Genomic DNA, 11,631 nt, shown 5'->3' on the forward strand with positions numbered 1-11,631 from the left:
TGGCTTCAACTGGAGGAGTTGTACCATGCTGGGTTTAAAACGGGTTCACCATATCGCCATCATTGCGACGGATTATGCGAAGAGTAAAGCCTTCTACTGCGACATTCTGGGGTTCACCCTGCAGGGCGAGTTCTATCGCCAGGAGCGCGATTCATGGAAGGGCGATCTGGCGCTAAATGGCGAATATGTTATTGAACTCTTTTCATTCCCGTTTCCTCCTGCGCGTCCGAGCCGCCCCGAAGCCTGCGGGCTGCGCCATCTGGCGTTTAGCGTTGATGATGTCGATGCCGCCGTTGCGCATCTTGAGGCCCACGGCGTGGCCTGTGAAGGCGTTCGTATCGACCCCTTCACCGGTAAACGATTCACCTTTTTTAACGATCCGGACGGGCTACCGCTGGAGATTTATCAGCAGTAATTCTTGTCAGAGCGTGTTCTGCCGGGTAACGTGCCGGACACGCTTTCCTCAGTTAGTACTCTCATGATGATGATCCCAGACATGGCGCAAACGCTACAGCCGCACCGCCATTTTTTAGTGGCCTTTAGCGGCGGGCTGGATTCGAGCGTGCTCCTGTATCGCCTGGTTTGCTGGCGCGAACAGGATCCTACCGTTCAGCTGCGGGCGATGCATATTCACCACGGCCTCAGCGCGAACGCCGACGATTGGGTGGCGCACTGCCGACAAATATGCCAGCAGTGGCAGGTACCGCTTTTGGTTGAACGGGTGGCGCTCGCCGATGAGGGGCTGGGGATTGAGGCCCACGCGCGTCAGGCGCGCTATCAGGCTTTCCGTTCGGCGCTATTACCCGGCGAAGCGCTGGTGACGGCACAGCATCTTGACGACCAGTGTGAAACCTTTCTGTTGGCGCTTAAGCGGGGGAGCGGCCCAACCGGGCTTTCGGCGATGGCCGGCGAGTCCGATTTTGCCGGGACGAAACTGCTGCGTCCGCTGCTTAACGAAAGCCGCGACTCCCTGCACCGGTGGGCGATAGCCCATCAGCTCAGCTGGATTGAAGACGAAAGTAACCAGGACGACGCCTACGATCGCAATTTTCTCCGCCTGCGAATTGTTCCGCTGCTTAGCGCTCGCTGGCCGCACTTCGCCGAGGCCGTAGCGCGCAGCGCCAGCCTGTGCGGCGAGCAGGAAAAGCTGCTGGATGAAATGCTCGCGGCGGAGCTGGCAACGCTGGTGGCGGAGGATGGCGCGTTGACTATCGAACCGTTGGCGGCCATGAGCGCGCCGCGTCGGGCCGCGCTGCTGCGCCGCTGGCTGGCTGGGCTCAATGCGCCGATGCCTTCGCGCGAGATGCCGGAGCGTATCTGGCGTGAAGTGGCGATGGCGCGCGAGGATGCGTATCCCTGTCTGCGCCTTGGCCACTTCGCCGTTCGTCGCTATCAGCAACGGCTGCACTGGGTGAAATATCTCCCCGGACAGAGCGAGACGGTGCTGGCGTGGCGCGATATTGCCAGACCGCTGCCGTTACCCGACGGCCTTGGCGAACTGAAGCTCCTGGCCGGCGGCCCGTTACGCGGCCCGCGCCAGGATGAAGCGGTCACTATTCGTTTCCGCGCCAGCGGTAATCTGCATATCGTCGGTCGCCAGGGCGGCCGCAAGCTGAAGAAAATCTGGCAGGAGCTCAACGTTGCGCCCTGGCGGCGCGATACCACGCCGCTGCTGTTTTACGGCGAAACGCTTATCGCTGCAGCCGATGGTCTGTTTATTACCGTCGATGGGAAAGTTCAGGAAGGTGAAGGCGTGCAGATGATGTGGATGAAAACGGGCGGCTGAGCCACCCGTTTTGCTTCAGGACTCGCTGACCACTACCGTACCGATTTCCGGATGGCTGAAGCTGGCGATTTTATCCAGGCGCAGTTCGCGGACGTCACCGGCGAGCTCCACGACGAGATACTCGATATTTTTGCGCGAGATAAGATCGTTGGCCTTCGCTTGCAGCTGTTCGCCATCTTTGAGCTCCAGCGCCAGGACCAGATGGTGCTGACAGGCAAGTTCGAGGTTGTCATAATCATCGCAATTGATGGGTTGATAAGTATCATTCATTGACATAATCGCTCACCAGTAAGTTTGCCGCCGCATATGCGGCCTTTTCCCTGACTGACTCAGCAAGGGCCTGATCCGCCGCAACCTCATTCAATACTTTCAACACGCAACCTAGCGCATCCGGGATATACCCAAGGTCCCCGCTGGCTATTTCCGCATACCGCTTGCGTATTAACTCACAATATTTGTCCACATGCCCTCCTGTCAGCGTTCTGACTTAACCGTGGGATGTAAGTTTAAGCCTACGAAGATAAACTCTGTTTAGCAAGGTGACTATACCATAGTCATTTAAGCAATATCAGCAGGATGAAAGGGGATCCTGCGATTGCTGACAGCCTTTTGCCGCCAGTTTCGCTACAATGAACGCCATTTTTATCAGGAGTTTCCTCATGGCGCTGAAAGCGACGATTTATAAAGCGACGGTGAACGTGGCCGACCTGGACCGCAACCAGTTTCTGGATGCCAGTTTGACGCTTGCCCAGCATCCGTCAGAAACCCAGGAGCGCATGATGCTGCGCCTGCTGGCGTGGATGAAATACGCCGACGAGCGTCTGCAGTTTACCCGCGGTCTGTCTTCCGATGATGAAGCTGAACTCTGGCTGCTAAACGATCATCTGGGCGTTGATCTATGGATTGAACTGGGGCTGCCGGACGAACGGCGGATTAAAAAAGCCTGTTCGCGGGCGCAAGAGGTGGCGCTGTTTGCCTATAATAGCCGGGCGGCAGAAATCTGGTGGCAGCAAAATAAAAGCAAAATGGCACAGTTTTCAAAGCTAACCGTATGGTATTTAGATGATACTCAGCTGGCGCAGCTCAGTGCTTTTGCCGATCGGACAATGTCGCTACAGGCGACTATCCAGGATGGCGCTATCTGGTTATCTGACGCTAAGAATAATCTGGAAATTCATTTAACGGCCTGGCAAACATCCGCATGATTACGATTAGCCGCAGCGTGGCGATTGCGGATGACGAGGTCTCGCTTTCCGGGATACGCGCCCAGGGGGCGGGCGGTCAGCATGTCAATAAAGCATCGACGGCTATCCATTTGCGCTTTGATATTAAGGCATCGAGCCTGCCCGAGTATTATAAGGAACGTCTGCTTACCTCCAGCCATCACTTAATTTCTGCCGAGGGTGTGGTTATCATTAAGGCTCAGGAATATCGCAGCCAGGAGATGAATCGCGAAGCGGCGATTGCGCGTCTGGTTGCCTTAATACAAGAATTAACCGCAGTGCAGAAGCGCCGCCGGGAGACGCTGCCGACCAGAGCGTCAAAAGAGCGCCGGCTTGCCTCAAAGGCGCAAAAATCCTCAGTTAAGGCGCTGCGTGGGAAAGTTCGTCATTAAAGGCATGGCGAACCGGTGGAATGGATAATAAGGAATTTACAGTGAAGAAAATCGTATTTTCAGTCGTGGCGGCATGCTCGCTTTTTGCCCTATTCGGCTGTAACCATCGCGCGGAGATGGACACGCTACAACCGGCGCCGATGGAAGAGCTAAAGCCGATGCAGCAGAGCTGGCGCGGCGTGCTGCCGTGTGCCGACTGCGAAGGTATCGAAACTTCGCTCTTTCTTGAGAAAGACGGCACCTGGGTGATGAACGAGCGGTATCAGGGCGTCAGTCGCGAGCCTTCCTCCTTTGCTTCCTATGGCACCTGGGCGCGCACGGCCGATAAGCTGGTGCTGACCGACAGCAAAGGCGAGAAGTCTTACTATCGGGCGAAGGGCGACAAGCTGGAAATGCTCGATCGCGACGGTAATCCCATCGAGTCTACGCTGAACTATACGCTTGAGTCAGTCAAATCCAGCCTGCCCATCACGCCAATGGCGATGCGCGGAATGTACTTCTATATGGCGGATGCCGCGACCTTTACCGATTGCGCAACCGGCAAGCGAGTGGCAGTCGCGAATAACGCGCAGCTCGAGCGTGATTATGCCGCGGCGCGCGGAACGGATACTCGCCCGGTGCTGCTGGTGGTCGAGGGGCACTTTACGCTGGAAGCGAACCCGGATTCGGGAGCGCCGGTTAAAGTTCTGGCGGTGGATTCACCAGGCAAGTTTTATCAAAAAGAAGACTGCAATTCTCGTTAGTTAATTGAGTCCTACGAGACGGCTTGTCTTGATATAAATTCCCAATTTAAGATGCCCGATATACTGCAATTGTGTTTCGGGCTTAAAGTTTGCCACGTCCCCCTCACGCATATGAAGCAGGTCTGATGGGCTAATCCAGCCCGGTTGAGCCAGGGTCAGCGGGTGTCCGGCCTTCGCGAAGGCATCGCTGACAAACTCAGAACAAAACCACATTTTTTTGTCCCCGGAAACGGCATCGCTAAGCTGCGCTTTGGCCAGGCCATTCACGCACTGCTGGCGGAAATCTTTCGAAAAGGGATTCAGGGAGCAGAGCTGTTTGGTTACCATAAAGGGCACAAATTCAATGATGCCGCGATAGTTATAGCCGCTGTTTCTGTTTTTATAGGCGAAATTTTTAATGCCTGCGGCCTGTTGCGGCGTGAGGTCAGGCGCTCTTAGGGCAAACAGCTTATCGCTGTGCTGCATTGCTTGCTGGAGCGGAATAATCTGCACCCCAGCGCCGGTTGCTTCTGCAACCTGGTTATCACCGATATAGATAGCAACATGGCTAACGGACGATGTGCTAAAAGCACGAATCCCCAGGGACGTCACGCCAATGCTGGAAGAGAAAAGGAGATCGCCGGGGAGCAGGCCTTGTGCGTTAATTTCAGTCAGCGTGTTATTAGCCACCGAGCTCTGGCGCTGAAGTTTAACTGCCCATTGCTGCGATGGTGGCTTAATAGCGGAAGCGGAAGGCGCGGACCGGCTGACGTCTACCGTGCAGGCCGAAAGTAAAAACAATGCGGGAAAAAGCAGGACATAATTTGCCCGTTGTTTAGCCATGATTACAATCCTTGTAAAAAAGAGGCTCTGAAACCAGAGCCTCTTTTGGCGTTAACCTTTAATTTGTTGTACCAGGTAATTCACGATATCGCCGGTTTTAATCAGCTGCTTCTCGCCGCTGCGACGATATTTATATTCGATATCGTCGTTGTCGAGGTTACGGTCGCCCAGCACGATGGTGTGCGGAATACCGATAAGCTCCATATCGGCGAACATCACGCCCGGACGCTCTTTACGGTCGTCCATCAGCACGTCGATACCCAGCGCGCTCAGCTCTGCGTACAGCTTCTCGGCCAGCTCCTGCACGCGGTAGGATTTATGCATGTTCATCGGCAGAATCGCAACCTGGAACGGGGCGATAGCTTCCGGCCACAGAATCCCGCGATCGTCAAAGTTCTGCTCAATGGCGGCCGCCACCACGCGCGTCACACCGATACCGTAGCAGCCCATCGTCAGGATCTGGTTACGGCCATCTTCGCCCTGTACGGAGGCTTTCATCGCTTCAGAGTACTTGGTACCCAGCTGGAAGATGTGGCCCACTTCGATACCGCGTTTAATCAGCAGCGTACCTTTACCGTCCGGGCTCGGGTCACCCGCCACGACGTTACGGATATCAGCCACTTCAGGGGTGGCGACGTCGCGATCCCAGTTGATGCCGAAGTAGTGTTTCCCGTCGATGTTCGCGCCCGCGGCGAAATCGCTCATTGCGGCAACGGTACGGTCAATAATCACCGGAATGGGCATATTAACCGGGCCCAGAGAACCAGGACCCGCCTGCACCAGCGCGCGGATCTCTTCTTCGGTGGCGAAGGTCAGCGGGCTGGCGACCTGCGGCAGTTTTTCCGCTTTCACTTCGTTCAGCTCATGATCGCCGCGAACCAGCAGGGCAATCAGCGGAGACTTGCTGTCTTCTACCGCTTTGACCAGCAGGGTTTTCACCGTTTTCTCAATCGGCAGATTGAACTGCTCAACCAGCTCGGCGATGGTTTTGGCGTTCGGCGTATCGACCAGCGTCATTTCCTGAGTGGCGGCCGCGCGCGGCTCTTTCGGCGCAACGGCTTCGGCGAACTCAATATTGGCCGCGTAGTCGGAAGAGTCAGAGAAGATCACGTCATCTTCGCCGCTCTGCGCCAGCACCTGGAATTCGTGAGATGCGCTACCGCCGATAGAACCGGTGTCAGCCTGTACCGCACGGAAATCCAGGCCCATACGGCTGAAGATTTTGCTGTACGCGGCGTACATCGCGTCGTAGGTTTCCTGCAGAGATTCCTGAGAGGTATGGAAAGAGTAAGCATCTTTCATCAGGAATTCACGGGAACGCATCACGCCGAAACGCGGGCGCACTTCGTCACGGAATTTGGTCTGAATCTGATAGAAGTTCAGCGGCAGCTGTTTGTAAGAGCTCAGCTCGTTACGAATCAGGTCGGTGATCACTTCTTCATGAGTCGGGCCGAGTACGAACGGACGTTCGCCACGGTCAGCAATACGCAGCAGTTCCGGGCCGTACTGTTCCCAACGACCACTCTCTTGCCACAGCTCAGAGGGCTGAACTACCGGCATTAACACCTCGATTGCACCGGCGTTATTCATCTCTTCACGCACGATGTTTTCGACTTTTTTCAGGACGCGCACGCCGGTCGGCAGCCAGGTATATAACCCGGAGGCCAGCTTGCGGATCATCCCGGCGCGCAGCATCAGCTGATGGCTGATAACCTCGGCGTCGGCAGGTGTCTCCTTCAGAGTGGAGAGCAGGTATTGGCTAGTACGCATGTTGTTACGGTTCCATTTGGACGATCGATACAGGCTGGGAGCCAGCCTGACACAAAAAAGTGGTTTAGTTTACCAGTGTGGCAAAGATGCCAAAAGAGAGGAAAATAAAATTAGCGTGGTTCGAGAGAAAAGACTTCAAAACCGGACGAAATCACCCGCCAGCGCACGTTAAAATCCAGCAGCCAGACGGCGTAGGTCTTTCCCGGGTCTTCTTCTTTACGATATGCCGGGCGCGGATCTTGCGCCAGAACTTCGCTAATAAACACCTTAAGTCGGGGATAGCGCTTTTCCAGTTCTAAAAGCCGGGCTTCTGTTTCGGGCGTGAAGCTCACCGCCACTTCCGCCTGCGGTGCCTGCTGCGCGTAGCTCGCGCTGGCTTCCGGCAGCGCTTCGGCAAAGGGCAGGTAAGGTTTGATGTCCACGACCGGCGTACCATCCACCAGGTCCAGACTACCGAGTTCCAGAACGACGTGTTCTTTCTGGCAGCGAATACCTTTTAGCTCGACCAGCGACATACCGATTGGATTAGGACGAAAGGTCGAACGGGTGGCGAAAACGCCCATCCGCGCATTACCGCCGAGGCGGGGAGGGCGCACGGTCGGGCGCCAGCCGCCTTCCATGGTCTGATGAAACACAAACAGGATCCACAGATGGCTGAAGTTTTCCAGGCCACGTACGGCATCGGCCTGGTTATAGGGGGGCAGAAGATGTAATTCGCCGCCGCCGTTTTTAACCAGCCCAGGCTGGCGGGGGACGGCAAATTTTTCTTTATAGGGCGAGCGAATAACGCCTATCTGCGCAAACTGAAAATCACTCATTGCGCCGTAACGTTAAGCGCTGAACCAAGGCAGACGGCCTGGCGGTAGCAGCCCGGAGTTCCGCTGGTCACTTCGCAGCGGTGCAGCAGCACGGCATTGGCTTTCATTTTTGCAGCGTTAATCTGCATGCGCTTGCGCGCCGTCGGGATATTGGGCGGAGAGTCTTGATTCGAGGCCTGGCATGATTCACCGGTGACTTCGCCGAGTTCGCGGAAAGGTTTACCCACCAATTCTGTTGCATCGGTATAGATTCTTACCGGGGCCGGACGCGTCGCTTTCGGTTTTGCCGGTTCCGATTTGGCAGGCGGGGTTACGGTGCTTTGTACAGGCTCGACGGGAGATCTGCTTAGCATAGAACAACCGCTTAACATGAGTGCTAACAAACAGACCGGTAAAGCACGCATAGTATTTCCTCAATAAATAATAAAACAGGGCGCTATTGAATCAGGTGCTTGCATAAATGACAAGACGGGCATAAAGCCCGTCCTGAATGATATTACGCTGAGAAAAGATTACCAGCCTTTCACCGCACCGCCATTAAAGATTTTGTTAGCCGCTTCGTAAACTTCATCACTCTGATAGGCCTGAACAAATTTCTTAACATTTTCCGCATCTTTGTTGTCTTCGCGAGCGACAATCAGGTTCACGTACGGAGACTCTTTACCTTCCACGAAAATACCGTCTTTTGCCGGCGTTAAGCCAATCTGGCTGGCATAGGTAGTATTGATAACCGCCAGAGCGATTTGCGCATCATCCAGAGAGCGCGGCAGCTGCGGGGCTTCCAGCTCAACAATTTTCAGGTTTTTCGGGTTTTCAATAATATCCAGAGAGGTTGGCAGCAGACCAACGCCTTCTTTCAGTTTGATCAGGCCAACCTGTTGCAGCAGCAGCAGAGAGCGGCCAAGGTTGGTGGGATCGTTAGGAATCGCGACCTGAGAGCCCGGCTGCAGTTCGTCCAGCGATTTGATTTTTTTCGAATAACCCGCAATCGGGTAAACAAAAGAGTTACCTACGGAAACCAGCTTGTAGCCGCGATCTTTGATTTGCTGGTCAAGATACGGTTTATGCTGGAAGGCGTTAACGTCGATATCACCTTTGCTCAGCGCTTCGTTCGGCAGAACGTAGTCGTTGAAGGTCACCAGTTCGACATCAAGGCCGTATTTTTCTTTTGCTACTTTCTGCGCGACTTCCGCAACCTGCTGCTCCGCACCGACGATAACGCCGACTTTAATATGGTTAGGATCTTTTTCGTCCTGACCGCAACCCACCAGAGCCAGAGAACCGATTAACGCGCCGACTGCCGCAAAGGTTTTGAAATTAAAGGCCATGTTATTTCCTTCCTGTAAGATTCTGTATTGTGTGTAATGTTATTTGTGAGTCACAGCCCGGACGATACGATCGCCTGAGAATTGGATTAAGTACACCAGAATAACCAGCAGCACCAGTACGGTATTCATTACCGTTGCATTGTAGCCGATATAACCGTACTGATAGCCAATCTGCCCGAGACCACCGGCACCCACGGCGCCGCCCATCGCGGAATAGCCGACCAGCGTAATGAGCGTGATGGTTGCCGCATTCACCAGGCCCGGCAGCGCTTCCGGCAGCAGAACCTTACGCACGATCTGCATCGGCGTTGCGCCCATGGCGCGGGATGCTTCGATAAGGCCGGTGGGGATCTCCAGCAGGGCGTTTTCCACCATACGGGCGATAAACGGCGCGGCGCCGACCGTCAGCGGAACGATAGCCGCCTGCAGGCCAATCGACGTGCCAACGATCACGCGAGTGAATGGGATCATCCACACCAGCAGGATAATAAAAGGAATCGAGCGGAAAATATTCACCACCGCCGAAAGCGTGCGGTAGAGCTTCGCATTAGCGACAATTTGCCCCGGACGGGTGACGTACAGCAGCACGCCGACCGGCAGGCCGAGAACAAAACCGAAGAAGCCGGAGACAAACGTCATGGCCAGCGTTTCCCATACGCCGCGAACCAGCAGCCAAATCATTGGTTCAGACATATCCCAGTACCTCTACTTTTACATGGTGTTCCTGTAGCCAGGCGATTGCGGCCTGGGTATCTTCCTGCGTGCCGTGCATCTCAGTGAGCATAATGCCGAACTTCACGCCGCCCGCGTAATCCATCTGCGCGCTAATAATGTTGTTATTCACATTAAAACGACGGGCAGTCTCAGAAAGAAGCGGGGCATCAACGGAGTGACCCGTAAACTCCATGCGCAGCATGGGCACGCTATCGGGAAGCGCTTCAGGTTTAAGGCGGGCCTGATAATCATCCGGGATATCAAGGTGCAGCGTTGACTGAATAAACTGTTGCGCCAGCGGGGTTTTGGGATGAGAGAAGACCTCACTCACCGTATCCTGTTCAATCAGCTGGCCGTTGCTGATAACGGCAACGCAATCGCAGATGCGTTTGACGACATCCATTTCATGGGTAATCAGCAAAATCGTCAGGCCCAGGCGACGGTTGATATCTTTCAGCAGTTCCAGAATCGAACGCGTAGTGGCCGGGTCCAGAGCGCTGGTGGCTTCGTCGCAGAGCAGGACTTTTGGATTGCTCGCCAGCGCACGGGCGATGGCCACGCGCTGTTTTTGACCGCCGGAGAGATTTGCCGGATAGCTGTCGTGTTTATCCCCCAGACCGACGAGATCGAGCAGCTCGGTCACCCGGCGCTTGATTTCATCTTTCGGCGTATTGTCGAGCTCCAGAGGCAACGCCACGTTGCCGAATACGGTGCGTGAGGCAAGCAGGTTAAAGTGCTGGAAGATCATGCCAATCTGGCGACGAGCGCGAGTGAGCTCTTTTTCTGACAGCGCCGTTAGTTCCTGACCGCCCACCTGTACGCTGCCCTGCGTTGGACGTTCGAGCAGGTTAACGCAGCGGATTAACGTACTTTTACCCGCGCCGGAAGCGCCGATGACGCCATAAATTTGCCCGGCGGGGACATGCAGGCTGACATCGTTCAGCGCCTGTATGCTGCGATTTCCCTGCTGGAACACTTTGGTAATATTCGAAAGTTTAATCATCAGTTATTTATTATCGTTTAGCCGTTTGCCGTGGCATTTTCTTCTGCCGTGTCCAGGCGATGCCTGTCAATGAAATGGATGTTAAGGCATCCAGACGTCTAAATCAATCTGACTCTGTATAATGAGCACTTTCTTGCGTCCGGAAACATGCGATACTACGCGCATTAGCCTTTATCAGGAGCAAACCGGTGGCAATGTCAGTACCCGCAATTTTTCTTGACCGTGATGGCACGATTAACGTCGATCACGGCTATGTCCATGAAATCGACAACTTTGAATTTATCGATGGCGTCATTGACGCAATGCGTCAATTAAAGGAGATGGGCTACGCGCTGGTGCTGGTGACCAACCAGTCCGGTATCGCCCGCGGTAAGTTTACTGAAGAGCAGTTTGAAACGCTGACGGAGTGGATGGACTGGTCGCTGGCCGATCGCGGCGTTGATCTGGATGGCATCTATTATTGTCCGCACCACCCGCAGGGAACCGTTGAAGAGTTTCGCCAGACCTGCGACTGCCGCAAGCCGCATCCGGGGATGCTGATTTCGGCGCGCGACTATCTGCATATTGATATGGCGGCTTCTTTTATGGTTGGCGATAAAGTCGAAGATATGCAGGCAGCTCTGGCGGCCAATGTCGGCACGAAAGTATTAGTGCGCACCGGCAAGCCGGTGACCCCAGAAGCCGAAAGTGCCGCTGATTGGGTACTTAATAGCCTGGCAGACCTGCCGGATGCTATCAAAAAGCAGCAAAAATAAGCGTTATGTATAAAAGGTGAGCGGTTGAAATAAAATTGCATTTTACCGCTTGTCACCGCCGAATAACTCCCTATAATGCGCTCCCACTGACACGGCAGATGTGAATCACTTCACAAACAACCGGGTCGGTTGAAGAGAAAAAATCCTGAAATAACGGGTTGACTCTGAAAGAGGAAAGCGTAATATACGCCACCTCGCAACGGTGAGCGAAAGCCGCGTTGCACTGCTCTTTAACAATTTATCAGACAATCTGTGTGGGCACTCAAAGTGACATGGA

Annotated in this window: 15 protein-coding genes; 6 read left to right on the top strand and 9 right to left on the bottom strand. The window is 54.6% G+C overall.

Translation table 11 applies throughout. From position 1 onward, the window contains the following. Positions 1 to 25: 25 nt before the first annotated feature. The gene (locus tag ABLV30_RS03185; protein WP_004098774.1) at positions 26 to 415 is read left to right on the top strand and encodes a VOC family protein; all 390 of its coding nucleotides are present in this window, start codon (positions 26 to 28) and stop codon (positions 413 to 415) included. Positions 416 to 484: 69 nt separating this feature from the next. Further along, on the top strand, positions 485 to 1,786 hold the full coding sequence (gene tilS / locus ABLV30_RS03190; protein WP_025107389.1) for a tRNA lysidine(34) synthetase TilS: 1,302 nt from the start codon (positions 485 to 487) through the stop codon (positions 1,784 to 1,786). Positions 1,787 to 1,801: 15 nt separating this feature from the next. Here the strand turns inward: tilS and rof are convergent, their stop codons facing one another. Further along, positions 1,802 to 2,062 carry a Rho-binding antiterminator gene (gene rof / locus ABLV30_RS03195; protein WP_004098776.1) on the bottom strand — a complete coding sequence of 87 codons (261 nt, stop codon included), beginning with the start codon at positions 2,060 to 2,062 and terminating at the stop codon, positions 1,802 to 1,804. Then, positions 2,049 to 2,249 carry a YaeP family protein gene (locus ABLV30_RS03200; RefSeq protein WP_004098778.1) on the bottom strand — a complete coding sequence of 67 codons (201 nt, stop codon included), beginning with the start codon at positions 2,247 to 2,249 and terminating at the stop codon, positions 2,049 to 2,051. The genes rof and ABLV30_RS03200 overlap by 14 nt, the downstream gene beginning before the upstream one ends. Before the next feature lie 196 nt (positions 2,250 to 2,445). On the opposite strand from ABLV30_RS03200, the gene ABLV30_RS03205 reads away from it, so the two are divergent. From ABLV30_RS03205 to nlpE, 3 genes are read left to right on the top strand one after another with little or no spacing between them, the layout of a single operon-like run. Then, the gene (locus ABLV30_RS03205; RefSeq protein ID WP_004098780.1) at positions 2,446 to 2,991 is read left to right on the top strand and encodes a YaeQ family protein; all 546 of its coding nucleotides are present in this window, start codon (positions 2,446 to 2,448) and stop codon (positions 2,989 to 2,991) included. After that, complete coding sequence (gene arfB / locus ABLV30_RS03210; protein WP_128696723.1) at positions 2,988 to 3,401, top strand: alternative ribosome rescue aminoacyl-tRNA hydrolase ArfB; 414 nt, start codon at positions 2,988 to 2,990, stop codon at positions 3,399 to 3,401. The genes ABLV30_RS03205 and arfB overlap by 4 nt, the downstream gene beginning before the upstream one ends. 20 nt (positions 3,402 to 3,421) lie before the next feature. After that, the gene (gene nlpE / locus ABLV30_RS03215) at positions 3,422 to 4,144 is read left to right on the top strand and encodes an envelope stress response activation lipoprotein NlpE (protein ID WP_025107392.1); all 723 of its coding nucleotides are present in this window, start codon (positions 3,422 to 3,424) and stop codon (positions 4,142 to 4,144) included. Here nlpE and ABLV30_RS03220 read toward each other — a convergent pair whose 3' ends face one another. The 7 genes from ABLV30_RS03220 to metN all read right to left on the bottom strand — a co-directional run bounded on the left by ABLV30_RS03220 (position 4,145) and on the right by metN (position 10,599). Beyond that, positions 4,145 to 4,966 carry a YaeF family permuted papain-like enzyme gene (locus ABLV30_RS03220; RefSeq protein ID WP_265801437.1) on the bottom strand — a complete coding sequence of 274 codons (822 nt, stop codon included), beginning with the start codon at positions 4,964 to 4,966 and terminating at the stop codon, positions 4,145 to 4,147. A 51-nt stretch (positions 4,967 to 5,017) separates the two neighbouring features. Next, a complete protein-coding gene (proS, locus tag ABLV30_RS03225) occupies positions 5,018 to 6,736 on the bottom strand; it encodes a proline--tRNA ligase (protein WP_014837454.1) in 1,719 nt (572 codons plus the stop codon). Between the two features lie 110 nt (positions 6,737 to 6,846). After that, complete coding sequence (gene tsaA, locus ABLV30_RS03230) at positions 6,847 to 7,554, bottom strand: tRNA (N6-threonylcarbamoyladenosine(37)-N6)-methyltransferase TrmO (protein WP_032748069.1); 708 nt, start codon at positions 7,552 to 7,554, stop codon at positions 6,847 to 6,849. Next, the gene (gene rcsF, locus ABLV30_RS03235) at positions 7,551 to 7,958 is read right to left on the bottom strand and encodes an Rcs stress response system protein RcsF (RefSeq protein ID WP_004098790.1); all 408 of its coding nucleotides are present in this window, start codon (positions 7,956 to 7,958) and stop codon (positions 7,551 to 7,553) included. The genes tsaA and rcsF overlap by 4 nt, the downstream gene beginning before the upstream one ends. Positions 7,959 to 8,066: 108 nt before the next feature. Beyond that, positions 8,067 to 8,882 (bottom strand): methionine ABC transporter substrate-binding lipoprotein MetQ, encoded by an 816-nt coding sequence (gene metQ / locus ABLV30_RS03240; protein WP_004098791.1) that lies wholly within the window; start codon positions 8,880 to 8,882, stop codon positions 8,067 to 8,069. A gap of 39 nt (positions 8,883 to 8,921) precedes the next feature. Then, complete coding sequence (locus ABLV30_RS03245; RefSeq protein WP_004098792.1) at positions 8,922 to 9,575, bottom strand: methionine ABC transporter permease MetI; 654 nt, start codon at positions 9,573 to 9,575, stop codon at positions 8,922 to 8,924. Further along, a complete protein-coding gene (gene metN / locus ABLV30_RS03250) occupies positions 9,568 to 10,599 on the bottom strand; it encodes a methionine ABC transporter ATP-binding protein MetN (protein WP_004098793.1) in 1,032 nt (343 codons plus the stop codon). Before metN ends, ABLV30_RS03245 begins: the two co-directional genes overlap by 8 nt. A gap of 188 nt (positions 10,600 to 10,787) precedes the next feature. On the opposite strand from metN, the gene gmhB reads away from it, so the two are divergent. After that, entirely contained in the window at positions 10,788 to 11,354 is a 567-nt protein-coding gene (gmhB, locus tag ABLV30_RS03255) for a D-glycero-beta-D-manno-heptose 1,7-bisphosphate 7-phosphatase (RefSeq protein ID WP_014837457.1), read from the top strand. Positions 11,355 to 11,631 lie beyond the last annotated feature (277 nt).

It is taken from the genome of Klebsiella sp. CN_Kp113 (genome assembly GCF_040064585.1).
GTDB classification, from domain to species: domain Bacteria; phylum Pseudomonadota; class Gammaproteobacteria; order Enterobacterales; family Enterobacteriaceae; genus Klebsiella; species Klebsiella michiganensis.

Excerpts from the sequence above, each read along its gene's own strand:
- rcsF (WP_004098790.1), bottom strand. The coding sequence starts at position 7,958 with ATGCGTGCTTTACCGGTCTGTTTGTTAGCACTCATGTTAAGCGGTTGT.
- arfB (WP_128696723.1), top strand. The coding sequence starts at position 2,988 with ATGATTACGATTAGCCGCAGCGTGGCGATTGCGGATGACGAGGTCTCG.
- tilS (WP_025107389.1), top strand. The coding sequence starts at position 485 with ATGATCCCAGACATGGCGCAAACGCTACAGCCGCACCGCCATTTTTTA.
- ABLV30_RS03245 (WP_004098792.1), bottom strand. The coding sequence starts at position 9,575 with ATGTCTGAACCAATGATTTGGCTGCTGGTTCGCGGCGTATGGGAAACG.
- rof (WP_004098776.1), bottom strand. The coding sequence starts at position 2,062 with ATGTCAATGAATGATACTTATCAACCCATCAATTGCGATGATTATGAC.
- ABLV30_RS03205 (WP_004098780.1), top strand. The coding sequence starts at position 2,446 with ATGGCGCTGAAAGCGACGATTTATAAAGCGACGGTGAACGTGGCCGAC.
- metQ (WP_004098791.1), bottom strand. The coding sequence starts at position 8,882 with ATGGCCTTTAATTTCAAAACCTTTGCGGCAGTCGGCGCGTTAATCGGT.
- proS (WP_014837454.1), bottom strand. The coding sequence starts at position 6,736 with ATGCGTACTAGCCAATACCTGCTCTCCACTCTGAAGGAGACACCTGCC.
- ABLV30_RS03220 (WP_265801437.1), bottom strand. The coding sequence starts at position 4,966 with ATGGCTAAACAACGGGCAAATTATGTCCTGCTTTTTCCCGCATTGTTT.
- tsaA (WP_032748069.1), bottom strand. The coding sequence starts at position 7,554 with ATGAGTGATTTTCAGTTTGCGCAGATAGGCGTTATTCGCTCGCCCTAT.
- ABLV30_RS03185 (WP_004098774.1), top strand. The coding sequence starts at position 26 with ATGCTGGGTTTAAAACGGGTTCACCATATCGCCATCATTGCGACGGAT.
- metN (WP_004098793.1), bottom strand. The coding sequence starts at position 10,599 with ATGATTAAACTTTCGAATATTACCAAAGTGTTCCAGCAGGGAAATCGC.
- nlpE (WP_025107392.1), top strand. The coding sequence starts at position 3,422 with ATGGATAATAAGGAATTTACAGTGAAGAAAATCGTATTTTCAGTCGTG.